Below are 25893 nucleotides of genomic sequence, written 5' to 3'. Positions count from 1 at the left end.
GGTCACCCGGACGGCTCCGGGTGTGTCCCGATGCGGAACGGCCGAGCCGTGGAAGGGATGTCCTGCACCGGCCGCACGGCCCGCTCTTCGGTCCGGGCCGCATCCGCGTCCGGCCCGCGGCCGGAAGGCCGTTGGTGACGAAGCGTTCTGCGATCACGACGAGAGGAACCGGGATGCGCCCCACACAGGCGAAGGATCACCCCGCGGCGGACCCGCCGTCCGTCCCGCGCCTGGTGTCCTTGCCGGGATCCACCGGACGGGTGCGGCCGAACGGTGCGGCGGACGGGCCGCCCGCCGCCGCGGCGGTCGCCGGACCGGCGCCGCTGCCGCCGGGGATCGGGGACGCACACGCCGTCGACGAGGACGCGGACGCCGCCGTCGGCCGCGTGCTCGGCCATGTGCTGACGGAACGTCTGGACCGCGCCCGGGCCGTGGACCCGCTGTTCGCCCAGGACCTGGCCGAGCGGGTGGCGCGCTTCACCGAGCGCGGCGGGCGGCGCATGCGGGCGCGGCTCGTGTGGGGGGCGCTGCGCGCCTGCGGCGGCGGTGACGCGTCGGCCGCGGCGGCCCTGCGGATCGGCGCCGCGCTGGAACTCGTCCAGACCTGCGCACTCGTCCACGACGACCTGATGGACGGCTCCGCCCTGCGCCGGGGCCGGCCGGCGCTGCACACGGACGTCGCCGCGCAGTACGCCGGCGCCGCGCCGCCGCCGGGTGCCGGGCGGTTCGGGAGCGCGGCCGCCATCCTCGCCGGCGACCTCGCGCTCGCGTGGGCGGACGACGTGGTGGCGGAGACCGTGCTTCCGCCCGGGGCCGCGACCACCGTGCGCCGCCTCTGGAGCGACCTGCGCACGGAGATGGTGGCCGGCCAGTACCTGGACGTCCACGGCCAGGCCACCGCGTCCCGCTCCCTGCCGCGCGCGCTGCGCACCGCCTGCCTCAAGAGCGCCCTGTACTCCGTCGAACGGCCCCTCGCGCTCGGTGCCGTCCTCGCGGGAGCCGACGACGCGACGCTGCGGGCGCTGTGCTCGGCCGGCCGCTGCGTCGGCATGGCCTTCCAGCTGCGCGACGACCTCGACGACGTCTTCTGCGATCCCCGCCGGACCGGCAAGCCCTCCGGCGGGGACGTCCGCGAGGGCAAGCCGACCTACCTGGCGGCCCTGGCCCGGGCCCGGGCCGAGGCCGCCGGCGACCGTGACGCGCTGGCGGTGCTGGACCGCTCGCTCGGCCGCGCCGAACTGCCGGAGGCGGGCCTGGAGCAGGTGCGGGACGTCCTGGTGAGGACCGGGGCCCGGGACGCCGTCGAGGCCAGGATCGGCCGGCTGGTGACGCAGGGACTGCGCCACTTCGACGGCGCCCTCCTGGACCCCGGGGGCGGAAGGCGCCTGCGCCGCCTGCTCGTCTCCGCGGCGGCCGGCCCGCGGGCGGCGGCCGGGGACGCCCACGCCCCCGCGGCGGCCCCCGACGCGTCCGTCCCGCTGCCCGCGTCCCACGACCGCGGCTCCCGCGACACCGGCGCCCACGACCCCGGCCCGCGCCGCCTCGACCCCTGCGACCCCACCCCCCGCGACCGCGCCCCCCGCGACAAGGAGACCCTCCGATGAGCCGCACCCTGCCGGGACGCACCGACCACGTCGTGGTCGTGGGGGCCGGACTGGCCGGGCTGTCGGCCGCCCTGCACCTGCTGGGCGCCGGGCGCCGCGTCACCGTCGTCGAACGCGACGCGCTGCCCGGCGGCCGGGCCGGGCGCATGGACCTCGGCGGCTACCGGATCGACACCGGTCCCACCGTGCTGACCATGCCCGACCTGGCCGACGAGCCCTTCGCCGCCGTCGGGGACAGCCTGCGCGAGCGCGTGGAGCTCATCGCGCTGCACCCCGCCTACCGGGCCCGCTTCGCCGACGGCAGCACGTTCGACGTGCACACCGACGCCGACGCGATGGCCGCCGAGGTCGAGCGCTTCGCCGGCGCCCGCGAGGCGGCCGGCTACCGCCGGCTGCGCGACTGGCTCGAACGGCTCCACCGCGTCCAGATGCGCCGCTTCATCGACGCCAACTTCGACTCGCCGCTGGGCCTGCTGCACCCCGACCTCGCGCGCCTGGCCGCCCTCGGCGGGTTCGGCCGGCTGGACGCCCGCATCGGCCGCTTCCTGCGGGACGAACGGCTGCGCCGCGTCTTCTCCTTCCAGGCGCTGTACGCGGGCGTCCCGCCGGCCCGGGCCCGGGCCGCGTACGCCGTCATCGCCTACATGGACACCGTCGCCGGCGTGTACTTCCCCCGCGGCGGCATGCACGCCCTGCCCCGGGCCATGGCGGACGCGGCCCGGGACGCGGGCGCCGACCTGCGGTTCGGGCAGGAGGTGATCCGCCTGGAGCGGTCGGGCGACCGCGTCACCGCCGTCGTCACCGACCGGGAGCGCATCCCCTGCGACGCGGTCGTCCTCACCCCCGACCTGCCGCTCGCCTACGCCCTCCTGGGCCGGGCGCCCAGGCGGCCGCTGCGGCTGCGGCACTCCCCGTCCGCCGTCGTGCTGCACGCGGGAACGGACCGCACCTGGCCGCAGCTCGCCCACCACACCCTCTCCTTCGGCGCGGCCTGGAGCGGCACGTTCCGCGAACTCACCCGGACCGGACGGCTGATGAGCGACCCCTCCCTGCTCATCACCCGGCCCACGGCCACCGACCCCTCGCTCGCGCCCCCGGGCCGTCATCTGCACTACATCCTGGCGCCTTGCCCGAACACCGACATCGGGCCCGCGGCCGCCGCCTGGACGGACCTCGCCCCGCGCTACCGCGCCGGCCTGCTGAGGGAACTGGAGCGGCGCGGCCTCGACGGCATCGCCGCCGCCATCGAGACGGAGTGCCTGGTCACGCCCGCCACCTGGCACGCCCTGGGGCACGCCGCGGGCACCCCCTTCTCCGCGGCCCACACCTTCGCCCAGACCGGCCCGTTCCGGCCCCGCAACCTGGTCCGGGGCACCGCCAACGCCGTCCTCGCCGGCTGCGGCACCACACCCGGCGTCGGCGTGCCGACCGTGCTGCTGTCGGGCAAGCTGGCCGCGGCCCGGATCACCGGGGGCACCCGACGTGCCCCCGCCCGCCCCCGCACCTCGCCCGAGCACCGGCAGGAGGCCTCCGCATGACCGACCGCGAACTGGACGCCGCGGGGATCACCGACCCGGCGCTGCGCGCGGCCTACCGGCACTGCCGCGGCCTCAACGCCCGGCACGGCAGGACGTACTTCCTCGCCACCCGGCTCCTGCCCCCGGAGCGCAGACCGGCCGTGCACGCCCTGTACGGGTTCGCCCGCTGGGCCGACGACATCGTGGACTCGCTCGGCGCCGGCGCCGGCCGGCGCGGCGCGGCGCTGGCCGCGCTCCAGCGCAGCCTGGACGACGGACTGCGGGACGGCGACAGCCGCGAGGCGGTGGTGCGGGCCCTCGCCGACACGGCACGCCGCCACGCCATCGACCACGGGCACTTCGCCGACTTCATGACCGCGATGCGCTCCGACCTGGTGGTCACCGACTACGCGTCCTACGCCGAGCTGCGCCGCTACATGCACGGCTCCGCGGCGGTGATCGGCCTGCAGATGCTTCCGGTGCTGGGGACGGTGGTCCCCCGCCAGGAGGCCGAGCCGCACGCGGCCGCGCTCGGCGTGGCCTTCCAGCTGACCAACTTCCTGCGGGACGTGGGCGAGGACCTCGACCGCGGCCGCGTGTACCTGCCCGCCGACCTGCTCGGCTCCCACGGCGCCGACCGGGGGCTGCTGCGCTGGAGCCGGGACACCGGGCGCCGCGACCGGCGCATCACCGCCGCGCTGCGGGAGTTCGAGGCGCTGACGCGCGGTGTCTACCGGGAGGCGGCGCCCGGCCTCGGGATGCTCGACCCGGTCTCCCGCCCGTGCATCCGCACCGCGTTCGTGCTGTACGGCGGCATCCTGGACGCCGTGGCCCGCGACGGCTACGCGGTGCTGCACCGCCGCGCGGTGGTGCCCCGGCGGCGCCGCGCGGCGGTCGCCGCCGCGGGGCTCGCCCGGGTGGCCGCCGCACGGCTGCGCGCGCGGGCCGCGGCGCGCCCTGCGGGGCCCGCGCCGCGGCCCGCGTCCGGTACCCCGTGCCCGCCGGTCCACGAGGAGGTCGCGTGAACCCCGTTCCCCCGGGCCGGCGCAGGCGCCTGCCCCTCTCCCTGCGCAGGCGCCCGGTGCCGTGGGAGCGCCAGCGCCCCACCTGGCGCGAGGCCCGCCCCGCCGTGATCGCCGAGGCCCTGAAGCGTGCCCGGGCGCGCCCGTCCGGCAACTGGTACGTGGTGGGCGGCTCCCGCGACGTGCGCGACGACCGCCCGCTGGCGCGGACCGTGGCCGGGCAGGAGGTGGTCGTCTGGCGCGGCGCCGACGGCCGCCCGGTCGCCGGGCCGGGGATCTGCCCGCATCTGGGGGCGCCCCTGGGGAACAGCCCCGTGCGCTGCGGCACCCTGGTATGCCACTGGCACGGACTCGCCCTGGAGGGCACCCCGTTCGCGGGGTGGGAGCCGCTGCCCGTGCACGACGACGGCGTCCTGGTGTGGGTGCGGCTCGACGCGGCCGGCGGCGAGCCGCCCCTGGACGCGCCGCTCGTGCCCCCGAGGCCGGAACGGGCGCGGGCCCTGTCGGCCGTCTACGTCGGTGCGGGGACGTGCGAGCCCGAGGACGTCCTGGCCAATCGCCTGGACCCCTGGCACGGGGCCTGGTTCCACCCCTACGCGTTCGTCGACCTCACCGTGGCCGGCCTGCCCGGCGGCGACGGGAACGGCGTCGGCGACGGATTCACCGTGGACGTGTCCTTCAAGGTCGCGGGTCGCCTGGTCGTGCCGGTCCGGGCGGTGTTCACGGCTCCCGGGCCGCGCACGGTCGTCATGCGCATCACCGAGGGCGAGGGAGAGGGGTCCGTCGTCGAGACGCACGCCACCCCGCTCGGACGGGACGGCCGGGGCAGGCCGCGCACGGCGGTCGTCGAGGCCGTGGTGGCCGTCTCCGACCGGGCGGGGTTCGCCGTGGCGCGCAGGGCCGCCCCGCTGCTGCGGCCTCTCGTCCGGACCGCCGCCGGGCGCCTGTGGCGCGACGACCTCGCCTACGCCGAGCGCCGCTGGGAGCTGCGCTCCACGGGGCGCTTCCCGGGCTGACCGCCTCGGCCGCCGGGCGTGCCGCGCAGCGGCCGAGGGGGTGCGGCGGCCGGGGGTGCGCCGCCGCCCGGGACGTCCGCGCGGCACGGGTCCGCGGGTCCGGCGACCGGGACGTCCGCGGCCGGCGGACCGGCGCACCCGCGGCGCCCCGGTCCGCCGGCCGCGGCAGCGGTCCTCCGGCCCGCGGGCAGCCGGGCCCGGGCCGCCGCTGCCCGCGCCGGGGTCAGACCGCGTCGCGAGACGGCGGTGTCAGCGCCCAGCGGATGCCCGCGGTCACCGCCGTGCCGAGCGGACGGACGCACAGGTCCTCGGCCGGCGGGACCCGGGGCAGCCACAGCGCGCGTGAGGCCCACACCGGCAGCAGGGAGACGGCGTTGGCGGCGACGATCCCGTACGGAAGGCGGGCGACGAGCGGGACGGGCGGGTTCAGCACCAGGAAGCGGGCCGCGCCGCGCGCCTCGGCGGTGGCCCGCAGCTCGCCGCGGTAGGCGGCCAGTCGCGCGGCGAGTCCGGCGCGGTTCGTCGGCGGGTCGGGGACGCCGAGCGCGGTGGCGACGCGCGCCATGTCGGCCACGTAGCCGTCGCACTCCTCGTCGTCCAGGGGGCGGGCCCCGTAGCGCTGGTGGGCGCGCAGGAAGCTGTCGACCTCCGCGATGTGCACCCAGCACAGCAGGTGGGGGTCGGCGGCGGAGTAGGCACGCCCGTCGGGGCTCGTGCCGCGCACCGTGTCGTGGACGGCGCGTACCCGGGCGCAGGCCTCCTCGGCGCCCTCGGCCGGCCCGTAGGTGGTGACGGCCAGGAAGGTGCTGGTCCGCTGCAACCGGCCCCAGGGGTCCCCGCGGAACCCCGAGTGCCCGGCCACGGCGGCCATGGCGAGGGGGTGGAGCGACTGCAGCAGCAGGGCCGACAGACCGCCGATGAACATCGCGGCGTCCCCGTGCACGCGCCGGACGGGCCGGTCCGGGCCGAACCAGCGCGGGCCGGGCGCGCCGTGGATGCGGGCGCGGTTGTCCGGGCCCTGCGGCCCCGCCACCCGGGTGAAGATCGCCCTGCCGAGCCGGTCGCGCAGCCAGGCACCGCCGTCCGGGAGAAGTCCGGGGAGAAGTCTCGTCGCCATCGCGTCCTCCTGGCCCGTGCCACGACCGGTCGCGTTCCCACACCTGCTTCTGCCCAGGTTCCCCGTCCGGAGGCGTTCCGGCGACCCGGTCGCGCCGGGGACGGCCGGGTCCCGGGCCGCCCGGCGGCGCGATTCGCACATACCGGCGAACCCTTCACTCGTCGGTGGCTTCCTCCGCTCTTTCCCGTGCCGCGCCGCCATGCTCGGGACGGCGGCGTACGACCGGCGCCGCCCGGGTGCGCGGGGAGGGGGAACGCGATGACAGGGCAGCACGGAGATCGCGGAGGCCTGGAGGAACAGGCCGTCGCACTGGCGGCGGGGCTGGCCGACCTGGCGTTCGGCACGCTGGGCTCGGCCGTGGGGGCGGTGCGCGCACTGCTGCGCCGACCGGACACGGCGGAGCTGGCGGCGCAGGCCGGGCAGGACCTGATGGCACGCGGGCGCCTGGTGCTCGACCGGCACGCGGCCGCACCCGCCCACCTGGAGGTCCTCGCCCGGCACGCCCTGGCGCGGCGGGCCGGCGATGACGCCTGAGCGGTGGGACGCGGCCGCGTTCAAGCGCCGTGTCGACGAGGTGCTGCGCCACTTCGTCGCCGGGGAGGCCGACCGGCTGGTGGCGGTCGACGAGGACCTGGCTCCGGTGGCGCGGCAGACGGAAGCGGTGGTCGCCGACGGCAAGCGGCTGCGGGCGGCGTTCTGCTACTGGGGCTGGCGCGCGGTGGGCCAGCCGGACAGTGACGCCCTGGTGCGCGCCGCGGCCGCCATGGAGCTGGTGCACGCCGCCGCCGTCGTCCACGACGACCTCATCGACGACAGTCCGCTCCGGCACGGCCGGCCCACGGCCCATGTCGCCCTGCGCGGCGCGCTGGGGCGCCGCCCGCGCGCCGCCGCGGCGGCCCGGTCCCTGGCCATGCTGGTGGGCGATCTGCTGATGTCGCTGGCCGGTCAGCTGTTCGTCACCAGTGGCCTGCCCGCCGCCTACCTCGGCCGGGCCCGCCCGTGGTGGGCCGCGCTGGCCCGCGAGCTGGTCGCCGGCGAGTGCCTGGAGATCCTGCGCACCGGCACCGTCCCGGACCTGTCGGCGTCGCTGAAGGTGATCCGGTACAAGACCGCCAAGTACACCGTCGAGCACCCGCTGCTCATCGGCGGGGCCCTGGCCGGTGCCGGCGAGCGGCTGCGCGAGGGCTACTCGGCCTACGGGCTGCCGCTGGGCGAGGCGTTCCAGCTGCGGGACGACCTGCTCGGCCTGTTCGGGGACCCGGAGCGGACCGGGAAGGCCAACCTCGACGACCTGCGCGGCCGGCGGCCCACCGCCCTGCTGGCGGAGACGTGGCGCCTCGCCGACGACGAGACGAGGGACCGGCTGCGGGCCCTGCTGGGACGGCGCGACCTGGACGAGGAGGGCCTGCGGGCGGTGCGGGACGTCATGCGCGGGCTCAAGACACCCGACCGGATCGAGGGCATGGTCGCCGCCCGGGTCGAGCAGGCCCTGGACGCCCTCGACGGGCTGGACGTGCCCGCGCACGCCGCCGCGGCCCTGACCGCGCTGGCGCACTCGGCGGCGGTCCGCCGGCACTGACCCCGCCCCGGCGGCACGGTGGCCGTGCCGCCTCCCGCCGCACACGCCGTGGAGACAAGGAGCCCTGTGATGAGCTGCACCGAGGCGTCGATGGACGCGTTGCGGCAGGCCGGTGACGACCTCGCCGACGCCACCGTGGCCACCCTCTTCGAGCGCGGGGAGGTGGGCACGTTCAACACCCTGATGCGGTACGTCTCCACCGCCGGCGCCCCCCTGCCGGACGGGCTGCCGGACGCCGCCCGTGAATACCTCCGGCTGACCTCCGCACCACCGTCCTGGGTGGACTGGGGGGAGATGGAGCGCGCCCGGCTGTTCTTCCTCGACAACAACGTGCACATCTCCACCGCCCTGTCCTTCGCCGCCATGCCCGCCTGCTACGTCGTCCCCCACGTGGCGCGGCTGCTGTCGGCGACGCACGGCCTCGCGTACCCCTCCAAGCGCATGGCGGAGACGGGGCAGTTCACCGTCCACCTCATGCGGCCCGACGCGTTCGAGGCCGGCAGCCGGTTCATCCCGGCCGCCCAGAAGGTCCGCCTGCTGCACGCCTCCATCCGCCACCACCTCCGGCGCGAGAACCTCTGGGACACCGGGGCGCTGGGCGTGCCGATCTGCCAGGAGGACATGATCGGCGGGCAGATGTTCTTCTCCCTGCTGGTCCTGGACAGCCTGCACCGGCTGGGCGTCCACATGAGCGCCGAGGGCGCGCGGGCGTACTTCTACGCCTGGCGGGTGGTGGGCGCGATGCTCGGCGTCGACCAGGACGCCGTGCCCGCGACCCTGGAGGACGCGCGCCGGTTCCTGGACCTGTACATGATCCGGCACATGGGCCCGTCCCCGGAGGGCGCCCACCTGACCCGGCAGCTCATCGACCTCTACGAGGAGGTCGTCCCGGGCACCTTCTTCGATCCGGTCGTCTCCGCCCTGATCCGCCACCTCGTCGGCGACACCTGCGCCGACTGGCTCGAGGTCCCCCGCACCCCGTGGGACACGCTCGTCAGGGCCGTCCCCCGCCTGCTGGGCGTCCTGGAGGACATCGAGGACCGCTCCCCGCTCGGCGCCTGGGCCCTGGACCGCCTGGGCCACCTCACCACCGTCCTGGAACTGTCCTCCCTCACCCGTGGACGCGTCATGCACTACGCCATCCCCGAACAGCTCAAGAAGGACTTCGGCGTCCCGGGCACCGTCCCCCGCTCCCGCCGGTGGACCCCGCCGGCGCCCACGGTCGGCTGACCGCGCGGCCGCCGCGGCCGGTCCGGCCACCGCCTGCCGCCGGGCGGGCCGCACCGCCCGCCGCCGCGGCCCGGGGCCCGCGCCGTCCCCGGTGCGGACGTCCCGCGCCGGGAGGGGCGGCGGGTCCACCAGGAGGGGCGGCGGGTCAGCGCCCCTCGTGCCGCCCCGGCGGTCCGTCGCCGTCCGCCGGTGCCCGGTCGGGCGGGGCCTCCCCCGCGGTGAGGTGTTCCAGGACCTCCACCAGTTCCTGGCAGGCCCGTTCCACGGAACGCCGGGTGTGGTGCTGCTCGATGATCACGGCCGACAGGAGCAGGGCGGTCAGGGCCATCGAGCCGTTGAAGGTCTGCAGTTTGACCATCACCTCGACACGCGTCAGCCCCGCGAACGGGCCCACGCCGTCCGTGGCCGCGAGGGTGGCCAGGACGGAGGCGAAGAGGGCGCACAGCACACTGCCCGCGAGCTGGAAGCGCAACGCCGCCCAGATCAGCAGGGGGTAGACGAGGTACAGCAGGCTGATGGGGCTGCGCGTGGCCAGGGGGAGGAGGACCGTGGCCACGAGGGCCAGGGCCAGGGCCTCGGGCCACCGGGCCAGGCTCGGCGGCCGGCGCGCCTCCCGCAGCAGGAACAGGGCGGGGGCGACGAGCAGGACTCCCATCGCGTCGCCCACCCACCACGCCAGCCAGACCGGCCAGAAGCCGTCCGTGCCGAGTCGGCCCGTGAGGACGAGGAGGCCGACCCCGACCGTCGCGCTGATCAGCATCGCGGCCAGGGCCCCCAGGAACACCAGTGCCAGGCCGTCCCGTAAGCGGCTCAGGCCGGTGCGGAACCCCGCCCTGCGCAGCATGAGGTAGGCGCAGACGGGGGCCGCGGTGTTGCCGGCCACGTTGCCGAGCACGACGGGCCGCAGCGAGGTGAGGGACATGACGACGAGGAGGGCGCCGAGCGCGATGCCCGGCCAGGCGCGCAGTCCGAGGACGAACAGCGCGGCGACCGCCACGCCGGTGGGCGGCCAGATGGGCGTGAAGACCGCATCCCCGACCACGAGCGGCCGCAGGAGCCCCAGCCGTCCCGCCGCGTAGTAGCAGGCGGCGACGGCCAGCGTCTGGAGGCCGTGGACGGCCGCTCGACGCAGATCCTCGGTACGCACCACAGCAGCCATCAGACACCGGCGCCGCTCGATCGGCGAGGCGAACGGGGCCGCATCCGGCCTTACGACTGAGTGCCGGTCCCGTCGTGGCCGACGACCAGCACGGCGGCGTCGTCGGCGTGCCCCACCCGCTCGGCGCCCTTGATCACCGCGGTGGCCAGTGCGGACGCCTCCAGGCCTGCGACGGCGGCGACGCCCGCGAGCCGCACCACCTGGTCGAGTCCCTCGTCGAGACTCAGCGCGGGGCCCTCCACCACACCGTCGGTGACCAGGACGAACACGTCGCCCGCCGCGAGCCGGTGCCGGGCCACCGGGTACTCGGTCCCGGCCAGGATCCCGAGGGGCGGCCCGCCGTCGTCCTCGACGAGGCCGGACCGGCCGTCCGCGGTGGCCCAGACGAGGGGTATGTGCCCGGCCCTGGCGCTCTCCAGCACTCCGGTCGACGGGTCGAGCCGGACGAAGGTGCAGGTGGCGAACAGGTCGGTGCCCAGGGACAGCAGCAGGTCATTGGTGCGGGCGAGGAGTTCGCCCGGCTCGCTGGTGACGGAGGCGAGGGCGCGCAGTCCGACGCGGACCTGGCCCATGAAGGCGGCCGCCTCGATGTTGTGGCCCTGGACGTCGCCGATGGACAGTCCGATGCAGCCGTCGGGCATCGTGAAGGCGTCGTACCAGTCGCCCCCCACGCTCAGACCGTGGCAGGCCGGCGCGTACTCGACGGCCAGGCGGAAGCGGCGGGCCGCCGGCAGGCTCGCGGGCAGCATGCCGCGCTGCAGGGCGACGGCCAGCTCGACCCGTGACCGCTGCAGCTCCGCGCGCTCCCGGGCCTGCGCGGTCAGCTCGCCGAGCCGGGCGAGCAGTTCGTCGCCGTCGTCGGTCGGGCGCTTGCGGGACATCGATCACTCCGGCAGACCGATAGACCTTTCCACCTCAAATCCCAGAATTCTATCTTTGAGTGACATATCGGCGCATGGGGAGCGTGGCGGGTCCGGCGCGGGCGCGCGGGCCGCCACGGACGGAAGACGGGCGGGAGACGGCCGGCGGGCGGGTCGGCAGGCGGGCCGGGCGGCAGGCGGGCCGGGCGGCGCCCCGCACCCCGTGGCCCGGCCGTCCGGGGAGGTCACCCGTCGGCACGCGCGGCCGAGCCGCGGTCGGACGCCGGCCAGACGTACGGCAGGTCGTCCGGCACGCCGGGGAACAGGGGCGCGTACGCGTCCGGGTCCTTGCGCACCAGTGCGGACTGGTGGCTGCGGTGCAGCGCGTCGTCCCCCAGCCAGGGCGGGAGCTCCCCGGCGGCCTCCAGCTCCCGCTGGCCGCGCACCGGACCCGGGCGGAACGCCGCCAGGTCGGCGACGAGGGTGGCCGCGCAGCTGTCCTGGTGGCCGCGTTCCCGCCACACCCGGCAGACGTCCAGCCCGTACCGGACGAGCGCCTCCTCGTACCCCGCCCACATGCGGACGGCCGGGTGGTGGCGCCACCCGTAGCCGGGCACGATCAGCCCCCTGAGGACCTGCAGCGCCTCCACCCGCTGCTTGCCCAGCCGGCGCCGGTCGAGCACCGCGGCCGACCGCGTGAAGTCGGCGTAGGGCAGGAAGGTCTGCATCGTCCCGTCCGTTCCGGGCGGGGCCCGGCACGCCCCCGCGTCTCCTCGTCCGGGCGCGCCGTACGCCGCCGGTCACGTCCGCGTCACTTCCTCCGCAGGGCGGACGGCTTGTGCACGGCGGACTTGCCGGATTTCTCGCTGCGCACCTGGTATTGGGGGTCCTCCGGTGAGGCGTCCACCGTCCGGCCGGCCACCTCCGTGCGCTCGGTGATCTTCTTCTCCACCCGGCCCTCGGCCTCACCGCCGTGGCTCTTCCAGGCGACCCGGTCGCCCTCGTGGAACTCCTGGGGCTTCCCGCCGTCCTTCGCCATCGGTTCCGCTCCCCACCGCTCGGCTGCCCGTTTCTTCCACGGTGCCCTCTCCCGAGTGTTAGGGCATCTCCTAGACCGGCCCGCGGAGCCGAGGACGATCCGCTCTTTGGTATGGACCTGACATACCAACGCCGCTAGGCTCTGCCCCGCTCCGATGAGAGCGCTCTCAGATCACGGTTGTTCCACCCCCACCACGGGAACGACGAAGGGTCAACTCCCATGAGACGCACCAAACTCGCGCACGCCGGCGTGGCCGCCCTCCTCCTGCTCGGCAGCTGGACCGCCGCCGGCACCCTGCCGGCCGCGGCACACGAGCCCTCCCCGGGCTCCACCGCGTCCGCACCCGCCTCCCCCGGCCTGCTGCAGGCGATGCAGCGGGACCTGGGCCTGTCACGGTCCCAGGCCGAAGCCCGGCTGGCCGCCGAGCAGCGGGCCGCCGGCATCGAGTCCGAGGCACGCCGGGCCGCCGGGGCCTCCTACGCCGGCTCGTGGTTCGACGCCGGGAGCGGGAAGCTGACCGTGGCCGTCACCAAGGACGCCGGGGCCGCGACGGTCCGCGCCGTGCGCTCCACCGGCGCGCACGTCCGCACCGCCGAGCACAGCGCGCGCCACCTCGACGCGGCCAAGGCGCGCATCGACCGCCTGCGTGCGCCGCGGGGCGTCAGCAGCTGGCACGTCGACCCGGCCGCCAACACGGTGGTGGTGAACGTCGTCCGCGACAAGCGCGCGGACACCGATGTCAAGAAGTTCCTCACCAAGGCCCGGGAGGCAGGGCCGGTCACCGTCCGCACGGCACCCGCCGCCCCGCGGACCTTCGCCGCCGGGACGGTCGGCGGCGACCCCTACTACACGGGCAACGTCCGCTGCTCCATCGGCTTCTCGGTGCACGGCGGGTTCGTCACCGCCGGCCACTGCGGCCGGGCCGGCGCCGGGGTGAGCGGCTGGGACCGCTCCTACATCGGGACGTTCCAGGGCTCGTCGTTCCCGGACAACGACTACGCGTGGGTCAGCGTGGGCAGCGGCTGGTGGACGGTGCCGGTCGTGCTCGGCTGGGGCACGGTCCCGGACCAGCTCGTCCGGGGATCGGCCGAGGCGCCGGTCGGCGCCTCGATCTGCCGCTCCGGCTCCACCACGCACTGGCACTGCGGCACCGTGCTGGCCAAGAACGAGACGGTCAACTACAGCGAGGGCGCGGTGCACCAGATGACCAAGACCAGCGTCTGCGCCGAACCCGGTGACTCCGGCGGCTCGTTCATCAGCGGCGACCAGGCGCAGGGGGTCACCTCCGGCGGCTGGGGCAACTGCTCGAGCGGCGGCGAGACCTGGTTCCAGCCCGTCAACGAGATCCTCAACCGCTACGGACTGACCCTCCACACCGCCTGAGCGGGGTCGTGCGCGGGGCCCGCCGGTCTCCGGCGGGCCCTCCGTTGCCCGGCCGCCGGGGGCGGCCGGGCAACGGTCGCGGTGTCAGAGGGAGGGTCCGGTGCCACCCGGCCGGATGCGTCCGCGCCAGGCTCCGGACTCGCCGCCGTGCTCCTCGATGTACTGCTTGAAGCGCCTCATGTCGCCCTTGACGCGCCGGTCGATCGTGCCGAGCATGTCCGCGGCCTTCTCCACGGCTCCGCTGGGCTCGACGTCCATCACGAGCTCCACCCGGGTGTGCGTGTCGTCCACGCGCTCGAAGCGGACGGTGCCCTTCTGATGGGTGTCGCCGGAGGTGGTGCGCCAGGTGATGCGTTCGTCGGGGAGCTGGTCGACGATCTCGGTGTCGAACTCCCGCCGGACTCCGCCGATCTTGGTGATCCAGTGGTTGTGGCGGTCGTCCAGCTGCCTGACCTCCTCGACGCCTTCCATGAACTGGGGGAAGTCCTCGAACTGCGTCCACTGGTTGTAGGCGGTGTGGACGGGGACGTCGACTTCCACCGTTTCCTTGACCGTGCTCATCTGCGTGTCTCCGTATTCACCGGTCGACTGCGGGAGGCCTCTCGGCCCACGGGCGCTTCGGGCCCGGGGCGACGAGTACCCGGGGTGGCCCGGTTCACGACCGCGCGTTCTCGTGCCCCGGCTCCGGCGCGCGAGGGCCGCGGGCGGTCCCCCACGAGCCGCTCGCCGCCCACCGGTGGACGTGCGGCAGGATGGGGCCATGAGCGTAGTCAAGATCAACGTACTGACCGTTCCCGCCGAGCAGCGGGAGACGCTGGAGAAGCGCTTCGCCTCCCGTGCCCACGCCGTGGAGAGCTCCGACGGATTCGAGTGGTTCGAGCTCCTGCGGCCGGTCGAGGGCACCGACACCTACCTCGTCTACACGCGCTGGCGCGACGAGGAGTCCTTCCAGGCCTGGATGGAGGGCCCCATGAAGGCCGCCCACCAGGGCGGTGGCGCGGACGGCGGCGACCGTCCCAGGCCGGCGGCGAGCGGGTCCACGCTGTGGTCCTTCGAGGTCGTCCAGCAGGCGGGCCCGAAGAACGCCTAGCGGGCGGCGCCCCGCCGGGAGGCAGCGGAGGACCGGGTCAGCGGACGGCGACGACGACGCAGCTGTCGCCGTACTGCCAGACGGCGCCGGCCTGTGCGAAACCGGCCCGCCGCAGCAGCCCCACGTGCTCGGACAGCGACAGCCCGGCGGCGCCGTCCGAGCCGGCCGCCGGCTGCCGGTGGCGGCGTTCGGCGAGGAGGTCGGCCAGTTCGGGGTCCCTCGCCGCCGCCGTCCACCAGGAGGCCCAGTCCTCGTGGGCGAAGACCCGCCGCCGCTCGGCGTGGCGGCGGCCGACGTACCGGCAGACCTCGGCGAGCACGGGGGCGTCCTGCGGGAGGTGGTCACCGTTGACGAGGACGCCGCCGGGCCGCAGCAGCGCGGCGAGCTCCCGGTAGGTGCGGTGCAGCGCGTCCGCGCCGAGGTAGTGCAGCGCCGTCGTGGACACGGCCGCGTCCAGCGGGCGGTCGAGGCCGAGGGCTCCGGTCCAGCCGGTCTCGCCGATCACCGCGTCGACGTAGCGGGCCGCGTCCGCGTGGTGGGTGCGGGCGAGTTCGAGCAGCAGCGGGTCGCGGTCCACGGCCACGATGTCGGCGTCCGGCAGCCGCCGGGCCAGCCGGGCCGCCAGCGATCCGGGTCCGCAGCCGAGGTCCACGACCAGGGGCCTGGCCGTGCGGCCCGCGGTGATGTGCTCGACGATGTCGGCGATCACCGTGAAGCGCTCCTCGCGGTCGACGGCGTACCGCTGTTGCTGGCGTTCCCAGCGCGTCACCCACCGCTCGGCCGTCTCCAGGCTCAGCCCCATCCGGTCGTGCCACCTCGCCGTCTCGTGCCGGTTGCCGCTTCCGGCACAGACCTTACAGGTGGAAACGGTTCCCATTCCCCTCTTGCTCGCCCGGTCAGGTCATCGTGGCGAGAACGGCCAGCAGCCGGTCGATCTCCTCGACGGTGTTGTAGACGTGCAGGCTCACCCGTACGGAGTCGGTCTTCTCCCCCGCGCCGCCCTGGCAGTGGCTGTCGGAGCGGACCATGAAGCCGTGGTCGAAGAGGACGAAGCCGAGGTCGCCCGAAGGGATGTCGCGGTGCCGGAAGGTGACGATGCCCCGGCGGTGCGGTACGGGTGAGTCCGCGGCCAGGCTCGCGCGGCAGCCGAGGATCTCGTAGCCGTCCAGGTGGCGCAGCCGGTCGGTGAGCCGGGCCGCCAGGGCGACCGTCCACCGTTCGATGCGCTCGGTGCCGGCGGCGTCCAGCCAGTCCAGCGCCGTGGCCAGGGAGGCGATGCCGACGGTGTTGGGGGTGCCCGACCAGCCGCCGGGGGCGAACGCAGGACCGCGCGCCTGGCGGGCCCACACGGCGCCGGTGCCGGGCAGGGCCATCGCCTTGTGCCCGGAGAAGACGACGAAGTCCACGTCCAGCTCGGCCGCGGACACCGGCAGGTGACCGACGCTCTGGGCGGCGTCCAGGCAGATCACCGCGTCCGGGCCGACGGCCCGGCGGATGCGGTGGACGTTCATGTCGCCGCCGTAGACGTGGTGGACGTGGGTGACGGCGACGAACCGGGTGCGCGCTCCGGCACGGTCCGCCAGGGCGGTGTGGTCGTAGTCGCCGGAGCCCCGCTGGTACGGCATCGGGCGGACGTGCACGTGCACGCCCTGGCGGGCCAGCAGTTGCCGGGCCTCCAGCCAGGGTTCGATGTTGGCCCGGTGGTCGGCGACCGGGACGACGATCTCGTCGCCGTCCTCCAGGAACGCCGGGAGCCAGTCGCGGGCGATGGTGCGCAGGCCCTCGGTGGTGCCGCTGGTGAAGTGCACGGCCGACCGGTCCGGGGCCGGGTCGCCCAGGAACCGCTTGATCCGGTCACGGGCCTGTTCGACCAGGTCCGTGGTGCGGTTGGCCCAGGTGTACGTGCCGCGTCCGGCGTTGGCGTTGGTCGTGGTGAGGTAGGTGTGGACGGCGTCGAGCACGGCCTGCGGCTTCTGGGCGGTGGCCGCGCTGTCCAGGTAGGCCAGCTCCGGCCGGCCGGTGATGATGGGGAACTGGGCGCGCAGCCCCCGCTGCCATTCCCTCAGCTCGTCGACGGCGGCGCGGCCCTGGGCGCGGATCCCGGGTGAGGTCATGCCGGTCACTCCCGCACCAGGGGCGCGCCCGCGTCGCGCCAGGCGATGACGCCGCCGGCCAGGCTGCGGACGTCCGGGTGCCCCATCCGGGTCAGCAGTGCCGCGTAGCGGGCGGACTTCTCGCCCACCGGGCAGACCAGCAGGACGGGGCGGCTGCGGCTGAAGGGCAGCCCGCCGCGCAGGAGTTCCTCGAAGAGCTCGTCGACGATGTTGACCGATCCGTCGATGTGCAGGGCGGCGTAGGCGAAGGGGCTGCGCAGGTCGACCACGAGCGGCCGGCCGGTGGCGATCCACGCCCGGGCGTCGGCCACGTCGAGACAGGGGGCCTCGCGCATCTCGGCGTCGGACACGTCGGCCGGGGAGTCGCGGCGCTGGGGCCGGCCGAACAGGTCGGGGCGCCGCCGGCGGACGTAGCTCAGGTAGCTCTCCACGCGGTCGCACACGATGAAGACGGCTGTCCGGCGCCGCGTCGACTCCGCGTCGGCCTCGCGCAGCCGGCGGACGGCGCCGAAGTAGGCGGCCCCTCCGGTGGGTCCGGCCAGGATGCCGCAGCGGCGGTTCAGGGTCAGCATCCCCTCGATCGCGTCGTCGGCGCCCACCGCCTCGATCGTGTCGTAGGTGTCCGGGTCGAACAGGCCCACCTCGCGCGCCTCGTCGATGGTGCGGATGCCGGGGATGAAGTCGGACTTGGCGGCGACCAGCCCGACGACCCGTACGGCCGGGTCGTGTTCGCGCAGGACGCGCGCGACGCCCGTCGAGGAACCGGCGGTGCCCACGCACGCGATGAACCAGTCCGGGGCCCGGCCGTCGAGGTCCTTGACGATCTCCGGTCCGGTGCCGGTCAGGTGGGCCTCGGTGTTGCGCGGGTTGAAGTACTGGTCGGTGTGCAGGTAGGCGCCGCCCGGTTCGGACAGCGCCCGGTGGAAGAGGGTCAGCGGGTCGTCGGTGGCGGTCGGGTCCAGGCACTCGCTCTGACCGGGCAGTTCCTCGATCTCCGCGCCGAGCAGCAGCAGCAGGTCCTTGATCTCCGGCACCCGCATCCGGTTGGTGACGCTCTTGAAGGTCAGGCCGTGCATGCCCGCCAGGACGGCCAGGGCCTTGGCGGTGTTGCCGCTGGACAGCTCCACGACCTGGCTGCCGGTCTCGGCCGCCGCGGCCAGGTGGGGGCGCGCCATGTTCCAGGCGGCCCGGTCCTTGACGGAGCCGAACGGGTTGAGCAGCTCGAGCTTGGCGTACAGGTCGATGTGGCGCAGGCCGTGGACGGCCGGGTCGATGCGTACCAGCGGGGTGTTGCCGATCGCCTCGGTGATGCTGTCGTACCTCACTGCGCCTCCCCGGCAGATGTGATCGGCCAGTACTGATCGTCCAGGCACCAGCGCCAGGTGCCGGCCTCCCGCCAGGCGGCGACCTTGCGCGCGGCGGGCTGGTGCTGGGCGCGTGTGGCGTGGAAGTCCATGCAGTAGCCGGCGGTGTTCGCGAAGGCCAGCAGGTCACCGGGCACGGGGCGGCGGGGCAGGAAGACCGTGCGCCGCGTGATCAGGTCGGTCTCCAGGCACAGGGCGCCGAACAGGTGGACGGCCACGGGCCGTGCGCGGCCGCCGGCGCCTGCCGTGTCCCTCGGGACGACGACGGGGTCCACGAGCACGCCGTGCTCCTCCAGCGCCACGTCGTCGGCCTTGGCCGCCAGGCGCACCCACAGCGGCCCGCCGGCGTCCTGTTCGCGCACCTCCAGCACCTTCGCCAGGGTCAGCCCGCACTGGTCCAGCAGCGCCCGGCCGGGTTCGGCGTACAGGTCGTACAGGTGCTCCAGCAGCAAGGCTGCCAGGGGGCGGCCGTCCAGCGAGGCGGCCGGGTGCGCGAGCAGTTCGTCGAGGTAGCGGGCGCCGGCGACCGGCCGGTGCGCCGGGTAGAGACCGAGCGTGCCGCGCAGGGTGCCGGCCTCGGCGCGCAGCCCGTAGCCGTATCCGCCCCAGGTCAGCGGCGGGCGTGTGCCGAGGACGGCGGCGGTGAGCTCGGTCGTGTACCGCTCCCACTGCTGTCCGTCGGCGAGGTAGCCGACGCCGAATCCTCCGCCGATGTCCACGGCCCGGGGCCGCAGCCCCCGGCTGCGGCACTCCTCCAGCACCCGCAGACAGCCCTCGAACGCCGCCGCCTTCTCGGTGAGGCTCGTCGTGTCCAGGTGGTACGCCACGCCCGTCAGGTCGGCCACGTCACGGTGCCGCTCGACGGCGTCCAGCAGCGGCGCCAGCTCCCGCACGGGCGACCCGAAGCGGCTGCGCCGGCTCAGCACCCGGACGCCGGGTGTCTCGAACCCCGACAAGCGCAGCAGGACGCGGACGCGCGGCAGTGCGTGTGCGCGCACCAGCGCGGCGAGTTGTTCCAGCTCGTCCCGGGAGTCGACGCCGACCGTCACCGAGGTGCGGGCGGCCAGCCACAGGAACTCGGGGTTCTTCGGACCGGTCGCCACGATCCGGTCGGCGGTGAAACCGGCGCCGAGCGCGTGCTGCAGTTCGCCCAGCGAGGCGACGTCCGCACCGGCGTCCGTGGCGGCCAGCCGCCGCAGCAGCGCACTGGAGCGGTTGGCCTTGTGCGCGTAGAAGACCTGGCCGGACAGGTGGTGTCTGCCGTACACCGACCGGAACCGCGCCAGGTTGGCGGCGACCTGGTCGGGCAGGACCACGTGCAGGGGGGATCCGAGGGCGTCGGCGAGCGTGTGGAGCAGCCCCGGAGTCCCCAGCAGCGAGCGCGGTCCTTCGTCCAGCCGCGGTTCGAGATACAAGGGCTCCCCGCCCATACCCCGCCCCTCCCCCACCCTGTCGGGCCCGGCATCCCGGGCACGGCCGACCACTCCCCGCGGTTCGCCGTATAGCTCCCTTCCCTTCCCCCGGTCGGTTTACGCCCTGCGGTGACGGGGCCGGGGGGCGGGGCCGGCGCGCCGGCCGGCGTCACGCGCGGCGGGGGCGGCGGCCACGGCCGGGGAGTAGGCTGCGAAGGACGGTGGTCGTGCCGGTGTGCGGGCCGGCACCCGGCCGCGCGGTGCGGCCGGGCCGCCCGGGCCCGGGGCGCGTCCCGGCGATCGGACCCGGGTGCCCTCCCGTGCGGAACGGTGCTACGAGCGGGACGGTGGATGGGCATGGAGTGGTCCGAGTTCGCCGAACGGATGGCGCGGCTCGCCCGGCACCTGCTGGCACAGGAGTCCACGCAGGACACCCTGGACGAGATCGCCGCCGCGGCCGTCAAACTGATCGACGGATGCGACGCGGCGGGCATCCTGGCCCTGAGCAGGGGGCGCACCATCACGCTGTCCGCCTGCGGCGACGTGGTCGGGGAGTCCGACCGGCTGCAGGGCGAGCTCTGCGAGGGCCCCTGCTTCGACGCCGCTCGCCGCACGAACGGCGAGCGCCTGTTCCGGATCGCCGACACCTCGCAGCCGCAGCGGGACTGGCCCCGTTTCGCGCCCGCCGCCCGGGAGCTGGGCATCGGGAGCATGATGGGCTTCCTGCTGTACACCCGCCGGGAGGACTTCGGCGCCCTGAACCTCTACTCCCACAGCGCCGGTGCCTTCACCGCCGAGAGCGAGACCGCCGGCTGGCTGCTCGCCTCGCACGCGGCCGTCGCCCTGGCCGGCGCCCGGACGGTGGACCAGCTCGAGCACGCGCTGGAGACACGGCATGCCATCGGCGAGGCCATGGGGATCCTGCGCGAGCGCCACGGTCTGGGCGAGGAGGACGCGTTCGACGTGCTGCGCCGCATCTCCCAGCACCACAACGTCAAGCTCCGGGACGTGGCGCGGACGATCCTCTCCGGGACGCCCGGGAAGGGCTGACCCTCCGCCTCCCGCGCGGGGGCGGAAGACTGTGTGCGGGGTTCACCTTTCCGGGGCGGCGGCCCTGGAAAAGGGGTACCCGGGGAGCACGCGGGGCCGCTGCTGCGAAGTGACTCCGTGAGGTGTCGTGGTTCGGACCGCAGCCACGGCACCGCTCGAAGTCAGCGACCGTCCGGCCGGCCGCCGGCCGCGGGCGGGCGAGTCCGCGCGGGGCGGTCGCTGTCGCTTGTGCCGCCCCTGCCCCGCTGCCGCCGCCGGCGCCGTCCGGGGGCCGCGGCCGGGCGGGCCGCGGTCACGGTCCGTCGTGGCGGACCACGGTGACGGGGCAGTGCGCGTGGTGCAGCACCGCCTGGCTGACCGAGCCCAGCAGCAGGCCCGTGAATCCTCCGTGGCCCCGTGCGCCCACCACGATCAGCTGGGCCTCGGAGCTCGCCTCGACGAGGGTGGCACGCACCCGGCCCCGGACCGCCCGGTGGCGCACGGCGACGTCCGGGTGCCGCTCCCGGTGGCCGGCCAGGGCCTCGGCGAGGACGTGCTCCGCCTCCTCGCGCGGACGGTTCCCGTCGTACGTCACGAAGGGCGGATCGGCCGGTGCGGCGTAGGGGTGTTCGGTGCGGGAGGTGTACGCGTGCAGCGCCAGCAGTTCCGCGCCGCGCAGCGCCGCCTCCGTGAAGGCGAAGGCGACGGCCCCCCGGGCCGCCGGCGAGCCGTCCACCGCCAGCAGCACCGGGCCCGCCGGGTCCGGCCTGCCGCGCACCACGAGGACGGGGCAGTGGGCGTGGGCGACCAGGTGAACGGCGGTGGAGCCGAGCAGCCGGCTGCCGAAGGCGCTCGGTCCGCGGCCGCCGACCACCACGAGCGCGGCCGTGCGCGACTCGATCTCCAGCACCGTCACCGGCTCGCCGACGGTGACCTCCCGTGCGAGTTCCAGCCGCGGAGCCGCCGCGCGGGCCCGCCGCTCGGCCTCGCCCAGCGTGCCGTCCAGCAGTTCGCGCACCCCCGGCGCGGCCGGATGCCACGGTGGCCCGCCGGGCGGCCCGTGCCGCGACGGCCACCCGAAGGCGTGCACCAGCCGCAGTCCCACGCCGCGCAGGGCGGCCTCGCGCGCCGCGATCTCCACGGCGTCCAGGGCGGCCGGCGAGCCGTCCACTCCGACGACGACCGGGTGTGCCATGGCAGCGCCTCCTCCGCCTGTGCCCCCGCAGTCCCTGGTTCCCGTGCCGCGGCCCCCCGACTCCTGTCCCGGGCCGCGAGGCGGCGTGCGAGGGCGGTGGGGCGTCACCGTGTCACGGCGTCCCGGGGCGAGGGGTCACGGCAGGATGGAGTCGACGTAACCGCCGTCGACGCGCAGTGCGCCTCCCGTGGTGGCCGAGGCCTGCTCGGAGCTGAGGTAGACCACCATGTTGGCGATCTCCTCCGGTTCGATCAGGCGCTGGAGCAGGGACTGCGGCCGGTGTTCGCGCATGAAGACGCGCTGGGCCTCGTCCCAGGGAAGGCCGCGGTCCACCAGTTCGTAGACGAAGTCCTCGACGCCGGCGGTGTGGGTGGGGCCGGCGATGACGGAGTTCACCGTGACCCCGGTGCCCGCCGCCTGCTTGGCGAACCCGCGGCTCACCGCGAGCAGTGCCGTCTTGGACATGCCGTAGTGGATCATCTCGGCCGGGGTCACCACCGCCGAGTCGCTGGCGATGTACTGGATGCGCCCCCAGCCGCGCTCGGTCATGCCCGGCAGGAAGAGGCGGGTGAGACGGACGGCGGACAGCACGTTCACCTCGAAGTAGCGCCGCCACTCCTCGTCGCTGATCTCCAGGGGGGCGGCGGCGCCGAAGATGCCGAGGTTGTTGACGAGGATGTCGACCTCCGGCACCGCCCGCGCCACCCGGTCGGCGCCCTCCTCGGTGGTCACGTCCGCGGCCACCGGCACGAGGTCGGCCCCGGGCACCTGCCGGGACAGCCGGGCGGCACTGTCCTCCACGCGCTCCGGCGTACGGCCGTTGACGGCCACCCGGGCGCCGGCCCGGGCCAGACCGGCGGCGATCGCCTCGCCGATGCCCTGCGTGGATCCGGTGACGAGCGCCGTGCGGCCCTTCAGATCGATCTGCATACACCCAGTTCCTCTCGCGTGCTCGGATGCGCCGGGTACCCGTTCCTCCTCCGGCGGCACCAAATTAGTTGCACACGCGCACAATCCGCAAGCGCAGGCAACTGCCTTTCGCAATCATCGGGATCGGGGCCCGGAGCCCCGGCTCAGTGGCAGTGCCCGCCCTCCGGCGGGGCCGGCCGGCGAGGGGCGCCCGCCGCCCCGGACGGGATACCCGCCGGCCGGGGAGAGGTTTCCAGGCGGCAGAAGCAGGACGACCGGACCGGCACGTCCGCGAGCGCGGTGGCCAGCTTGAGCTGCTGGGCCACGATGGCGGCTTCGCCGGTCCTGCCGGTCCGCAGCAGGCACTCGTGGAATCCGTGCAGGGCCCAGACGTTGCCGGGGTGCTGCAGGGGGCGGGGCAGGGTGTCGTCGAGGCCGAGGTCCGCGCGGTAGACCGCCTCGGCCTCCTCGACGCGGCCCTGCTCCAGCAGCAGCGCGCCGTAGGCGTGCCGGGTGGGCTGCATCCAGCCCCAGGGCTCGTCGTAGGGGAGGCCGTCGTCCAGCGCGACGGACCTCTTCAGCGCGGCGAAGGCAGTGTCGAAGTCGCCCTCGCGGTAGGCGAGTTCGCCGTCCAGCAGGGCCGCCGCGACGGCGAGGACGTCCCGGCAGGTGTTGTTGAACAGCATCCTCGTCCCCGGAACCCGGTCCACCGCCTCGCGGAACACCTCCCGCTCGGTGCGCGCGCGGTCGGTCCGGCCGGTCGCCGCGAGGGCGACGCCGCGGGCGTAGTGGAGCATGGCGGTGGTGACGCAGTGGAGCTCCGGGTCGGCCGGGAGGGGCAGGGCCAGGATGTCCGCCCAGCGGCCGAACCGGATCAGGACGTGGACGCGCATGGCCAGGAAGCCTTCGAGCCAGTCGGCCATCGGCGGGCTCTGCACCCGCAGCAGCGCCTCGGGGACGGCGGCCTCCAGTTGCGCGGCGGTGTCCAGGGCGACCTTCGACTGGCCGAGGAACAGGGCGCCGTAGATCTTGAAGTGGAGGTTGTGGGCGCGGTAGAGGGTGTAGAAGTTCATCGCGCCGGCCCGCTGGTGGAACTTCTCGTCGGCGGCGATCGCGAGGCTGTTGTCGGACACCACCCGGCGGTAGTCACCGCACAGCACGTCGAGGTGCGAGGGCATGTGGTGGAGGTGGCCCGCGTCGGGCACCGCCCCGCGCAGCCGGTCGGCGACGGGCAGCGCCGCCTCGGGCGTCGGGGACATCTCCATCAGGTGGATGTACAGGTGCAGGATCCCGGGGTGCCGCGCCCCGGCGTCCGTGCCGAGGGCCCTGTCCAGCACGGTCTTCGCCTCCGGCGTCCGGGCGCCCTCGGCGGGCCGGCCGGTCCTGAGGTCCCACAGCCGCCACGGGGTGAGGTTCATGAGGGCGTCGGCGTAGAGCGTGGCGATGTCGGGGTCGTCGGGTGCGAGGCCGTGGACCGCGCGCATGGACGCGGCATAGGGCTCGTTCCAGACGGAGCAGTCCTCGACGGCCCGCGGTTGCGGATAGCGGGCCCGCAGGGCGCCGACGAGGGCCCGTTCGACGGGGGTCCCGCGCACGGCCCTGTGGTGTGCCCGTTCGACCGCGGCGTGGGTGCGCTCCACCGTGCGGGCCCGCTCGTCGTCGTCGAAGGCCTCCCAGGGCTTGTTGTAGTTCGGGCCGAGGGCGTAGGCGATGCCCCAGTGGGCCATGGCGCAGTCCGGATCGGCCTCGGCCGCCTTCTCGAAGCAGGCGACCGCCTCCTCGTGGTTGAACGCGTACGTCCACATCAGGCCGCGGTCGAACCAGAGCTGGGCCGCGGCGGACCTCGTCGTCACGGGACGGGTGTACGAGCCGAGGTCGTAGTAGTCGTCCATGGGTCTTCTCCCGTCGCGACGCATGCCTCCGGGGGCCGTGAAGAACGAGAATAGTCGGTTCGCGCATGTCGCCGGGAATGACCGGATTGACAGTTTTCCGCCACTCGGTCTCGGCCGGAAAGCGCGCCGTGGAGTGCGCGCGGATCACGCGGGGGCGTGGCGGCGGACGCGGGCCGCCCGGCGGCACGGACCGGCCGCCGGACGCGCCCCGGCAACCGCTCGCCCGTCCCCGCCTCCGCCTCCATCTCCGCCTCCGCCTCTGCCTCTGCCTCCGCCCGGGGAACGGACGTGCCGTGCCGTTCGCCGGGGTCTGCTCGCGCGATGGACTGGCACCTGCCGAGTCCGGCTCCCTAGGATGTACTCCCTGTCATGCCAGTCCAGTTGACGCGGCGCCAAGCAGGGGGAACGATGCCCACCGAGAAGCAGCTGTCCACGCGGATCGACGCCGGCGTGCCGACGGCCGCGCGTATGTACGACCACTACCTGGGCGGCAAGGACAACTACGCCGCCGACCGCGCGGCGTGCGAGGAACTCGACAAGGTCGTGCCCAGCACGCGCCGTCTGGCCCTGAACAACCGGCGCTTCCTGCAGCGGGTGGTCAAGATCCTCACCCAGGAGTACGGGATCCGGCAGTTCCTCGACCACGGATCCGGGCTGCCCACCCAGGACAACGTGCACCAGGTCGCCCAGCGCATCGACCCGAGCACGCACGTCGTCTACGTCGACAGCGACCCCATGGTGCTGGTCCACGGCCGTGCGCTGCTGGAGCAGGACGAGCGCACCGTCGTCATACAGGCGGACCTGCGCGACACCGACGGGATATTCGGGCACCCGGAGACCCAGCGGCTGATCGACTTCTCCCAGCCGGTGTGCGTGCTGTTCAACTCGGTGTTCCACTGCATCCCGGACAGCGACACCGACGGCCCGCTCGCGGTGGCCCGCCGGGTGCGGGAACGGCTCGCGCCCGGCAGCTTCATGGTGATGTGCCAGCTGGTCAGCGAGGACCCCGAGGTCCGCGACTTCGTCACCAACTTCATGGACCAGGCGACCCAGGGCCACTGGGGCCGCGTCCGCGAGGAGAAGGACGTCGCCGAGCTGTTCGAGGGGCTGGAGATCCTCGAACCCGGGCTCGTGGAGGTGTCCGGCTGGCGTCCGGACACGGAGGTCGTGCCCCGTCAGCTCACCCATGAATGGATCGAGTTCGGCGGAGTGGGACGGATTCCGCCGCGGGGCTGAGCGACGCCGGCCCCGTCCGGCACACCAACCGCGCCGGACCGGGGGGGGGGGGGGGGGGCGGCGCGGCGGCGGGGGGGGGGGCGGGCGCCGCGGGGGGGGGGGGCGCCGCGCGGCGGGGGGCGCCGC

The 25893-nt window shown here is 75.2% G+C and carries 24 protein-coding genes; 11 read left to right on the top strand and 13 right to left on the bottom strand.

The window, feature by feature from the left end:
- Positions 1-173 precede the first annotated feature (173 nt).
- From AB0L29_RS01315 to AB0L29_RS01300, 4 genes are read left to right on the top strand one after another with little or no spacing between them, the layout of a single operon-like run.
- The gene (locus tag AB0L29_RS01315; protein WP_365822053.1) at positions 174-1604 is read left to right on the top strand and encodes a polyprenyl synthetase family protein; all 1431 of its coding nucleotides are present in this window, start codon (positions 174-176) and stop codon (positions 1602-1604) included.
- Positions 1601-3142: a phytoene desaturase family protein gene (crtI, locus tag AB0L29_RS01310; protein WP_365822052.1), complete on the top strand. Its 1542-nt coding sequence runs from the start codon at positions 1601-1603 to the stop codon at positions 3140-3142. Before AB0L29_RS01315 ends, crtI begins: the two co-directional genes overlap by 4 nt.
- Complete coding sequence (locus AB0L29_RS01305; RefSeq protein ID WP_365822050.1) at positions 3139-4146, top strand: phytoene/squalene synthase family protein; 1008 nt, start codon at positions 3139-3141, stop codon at positions 4144-4146. The genes crtI and AB0L29_RS01305 overlap by 4 nt, the downstream gene beginning before the upstream one ends.
- Positions 4143-5159, top strand: a complete 1017-nt coding sequence (locus AB0L29_RS01300; RefSeq protein WP_365822049.1) for a DUF5914 domain-containing protein — start codon at positions 4143-4145, stop codon at positions 5157-5159. The genes AB0L29_RS01305 and AB0L29_RS01300 overlap by 4 nt, the downstream gene beginning before the upstream one ends.
- Before the next feature lie 223 nt (positions 5160-5382).
- On the opposite strand, the gene AB0L29_RS01295 is transcribed toward AB0L29_RS01300, so the two are convergent.
- The gene (locus tag AB0L29_RS01295) at positions 5383-6276 is read right to left on the bottom strand and encodes an oxygenase MpaB family protein (RefSeq protein ID WP_365822047.1); all 894 of its coding nucleotides are present in this window, start codon (positions 6274-6276) and stop codon (positions 5383-5385) included.
- Positions 6277-6534: 258 nt separating this feature from the next.
- On the opposite strand from AB0L29_RS01295, the gene AB0L29_RS01290 reads away from it, so the two are divergent.
- The 3 genes from AB0L29_RS01290 (at position 6535) to AB0L29_RS01280 (ending at position 9085) form a co-directional block, all read left to right on the top strand.
- A complete protein-coding gene (locus tag AB0L29_RS01290; protein WP_365822045.1) occupies positions 6535-6810 on the top strand; it encodes a polyprenyl synthetase in 276 nt (91 codons plus the stop codon).
- Positions 6800-7855 carry a polyprenyl synthetase family protein gene (locus AB0L29_RS01285; protein ID WP_365822043.1) on the top strand — a complete coding sequence of 352 codons (1056 nt, stop codon included), beginning with the start codon at positions 6800-6802 and terminating at the stop codon, positions 7853-7855. Before AB0L29_RS01290 ends, AB0L29_RS01285 begins: the two co-directional genes overlap by 11 nt.
- Before the next feature lie 69 nt (positions 7856-7924).
- Positions 7925-9085 carry an oxygenase MpaB family protein gene (locus AB0L29_RS01280; RefSeq protein ID WP_365822041.1) on the top strand — a complete coding sequence of 387 codons (1161 nt, stop codon included), beginning with the start codon at positions 7925-7927 and terminating at the stop codon, positions 9083-9085.
- Positions 9086-9230: 145 nt separating this feature from the next.
- Here AB0L29_RS01280 and AB0L29_RS01275 read toward each other — a convergent pair whose 3' ends face one another.
- From AB0L29_RS01275 to AB0L29_RS01260, 4 genes are all read right to left on the bottom strand, one after another.
- On the bottom strand, positions 9231-10235 hold the full coding sequence (locus AB0L29_RS01275; protein ID WP_365822039.1) for an MASE1 domain-containing protein: 1005 nt from the start codon (positions 10233-10235) through the stop codon (positions 9231-9233).
- A gap of 59 nt (positions 10236-10294) precedes the next feature.
- On the bottom strand, positions 10295-11125 hold the full coding sequence (locus tag AB0L29_RS01270; RefSeq protein ID WP_365822037.1) for a PP2C family protein-serine/threonine phosphatase: 831 nt from the start codon (positions 11123-11125) through the stop codon (positions 10295-10297).
- A 224-nt stretch (positions 11126-11349) separates the two neighbouring features.
- Complete coding sequence (locus AB0L29_RS01265; RefSeq protein ID WP_365822035.1) at positions 11350-11832, bottom strand: MSMEG_6728 family protein; 483 nt, start codon at positions 11830-11832, stop codon at positions 11350-11352.
- Between the two features lie 83 nt (positions 11833-11915).
- Positions 11916-12143: a DUF2945 domain-containing protein gene (locus AB0L29_RS01260; RefSeq protein WP_365822033.1), complete on the bottom strand. Its 228-nt coding sequence runs from the start codon at positions 12141-12143 to the stop codon at positions 11916-11918.
- A gap of 219 nt (positions 12144-12362) precedes the next feature.
- Here AB0L29_RS01260 and AB0L29_RS01255 point away from each other — a divergent pair, with 219 nt between their 5' ends.
- The gene (locus AB0L29_RS01255; RefSeq protein WP_365822031.1) at positions 12363-13526 is read left to right on the top strand and encodes a S1 family peptidase; all 1164 of its coding nucleotides are present in this window, start codon (positions 12363-12365) and stop codon (positions 13524-13526) included.
- A gap of 84 nt (positions 13527-13610) precedes the next feature.
- Here AB0L29_RS01255 and AB0L29_RS01250 read toward each other — a convergent pair whose 3' ends face one another.
- Positions 13611-14087 carry an SRPBCC family protein gene (locus tag AB0L29_RS01250; protein WP_365822029.1) on the bottom strand — a complete coding sequence of 159 codons (477 nt, stop codon included), beginning with the start codon at positions 14085-14087 and terminating at the stop codon, positions 13611-13613.
- Positions 14088-14286: 199 nt separating this feature from the next.
- Here AB0L29_RS01250 and AB0L29_RS01245 point away from each other — a divergent pair, with 199 nt between their 5' ends.
- The gene (locus tag AB0L29_RS01245) at positions 14287-14616 is read left to right on the top strand and encodes an antibiotic biosynthesis monooxygenase (protein ID WP_365822027.1); all 330 of its coding nucleotides are present in this window, start codon (positions 14287-14289) and stop codon (positions 14614-14616) included.
- Positions 14617-14653: 37 nt separating this feature from the next.
- On the opposite strand, the gene AB0L29_RS01240 is transcribed toward AB0L29_RS01245, so the two are convergent.
- From AB0L29_RS01240 to AB0L29_RS01225, 4 genes are all read right to left on the bottom strand, one after another.
- Positions 14654-15418 (bottom strand): class I SAM-dependent methyltransferase, encoded by a 765-nt coding sequence (locus tag AB0L29_RS01240; RefSeq protein WP_365822025.1) that lies wholly within the window; start codon positions 15416-15418, stop codon positions 14654-14656.
- Between the two features lie 94 nt (positions 15419-15512).
- Complete coding sequence (locus tag AB0L29_RS01235) at positions 15513-16730, bottom strand: aminotransferase class V-fold PLP-dependent enzyme (protein ID WP_365822023.1); 1218 nt, start codon at positions 16728-16730, stop codon at positions 15513-15515.
- A gap of 5 nt (positions 16731-16735) precedes the next feature.
- Positions 16736-18055, bottom strand: coding sequence for a pyridoxal-phosphate dependent enzyme (locus tag AB0L29_RS01230; RefSeq protein WP_365822022.1), 1320 nt, complete (start codon positions 18053-18055; stop codon positions 16736-16738).
- Positions 18052-19524 carry a Y4yA family PLP-dependent enzyme gene (locus AB0L29_RS01225; RefSeq protein ID WP_365822020.1) on the bottom strand — a complete coding sequence of 491 codons (1473 nt, stop codon included), beginning with the start codon at positions 19522-19524 and terminating at the stop codon, positions 18052-18054. The genes AB0L29_RS01230 and AB0L29_RS01225 overlap by 4 nt, the downstream gene beginning before the upstream one ends.
- Before the next feature lie 339 nt (positions 19525-19863).
- Between AB0L29_RS01225 and AB0L29_RS01220 the strand changes: the two genes are divergently transcribed.
- Positions 19864-20556, top strand: a complete 693-nt coding sequence (locus AB0L29_RS01220; RefSeq protein ID WP_365822018.1) for a GAF and ANTAR domain-containing protein — start codon at positions 19864-19866, stop codon at positions 20554-20556.
- Positions 20557-20848: 292 nt separating this feature from the next.
- Here AB0L29_RS01220 and AB0L29_RS01215 read toward each other — a convergent pair whose 3' ends face one another.
- The 3 genes from AB0L29_RS01215 to AB0L29_RS01205 form a co-directional block, all read right to left on the bottom strand.
- Positions 20849-21730 (bottom strand): universal stress protein, encoded by an 882-nt coding sequence (locus AB0L29_RS01215; RefSeq protein WP_365822016.1) that lies wholly within the window; start codon positions 21728-21730, stop codon positions 20849-20851.
- Positions 21731-21865: 135 nt separating this feature from the next.
- Positions 21866-22660 carry an SDR family oxidoreductase gene (locus AB0L29_RS01210; RefSeq protein ID WP_365822014.1) on the bottom strand — a complete coding sequence of 265 codons (795 nt, stop codon included), beginning with the start codon at positions 22658-22660 and terminating at the stop codon, positions 21866-21868.
- A gap of 143 nt (positions 22661-22803) precedes the next feature.
- Positions 22804-24531 carry a tetratricopeptide repeat protein gene (locus tag AB0L29_RS01205; RefSeq protein ID WP_365822012.1) on the bottom strand — a complete coding sequence of 576 codons (1728 nt, stop codon included), beginning with the start codon at positions 24529-24531 and terminating at the stop codon, positions 22804-22806.
- 408 nt (positions 24532-24939) lie between these two features.
- On the opposite strand from AB0L29_RS01205, the gene AB0L29_RS01200 reads away from it, so the two are divergent.
- Positions 24940-25767, top strand: coding sequence for an SAM-dependent methyltransferase (locus AB0L29_RS01200; RefSeq protein ID WP_365822010.1), 828 nt, complete (start codon positions 24940-24942; stop codon positions 25765-25767).
- The last annotated feature ends 126 nt before the right edge of the window (positions 25768-25893 follow it).

The organism is Streptomyces sp. NPDC052701, from assembly GCF_040678355.1.
GTDB lineage: Bacteria > Actinomycetota > Actinomycetes > Streptomycetales > Streptomycetaceae > Streptomyces.
This window is presented reverse-complemented; position numbering and strand designations above follow the sequence as displayed.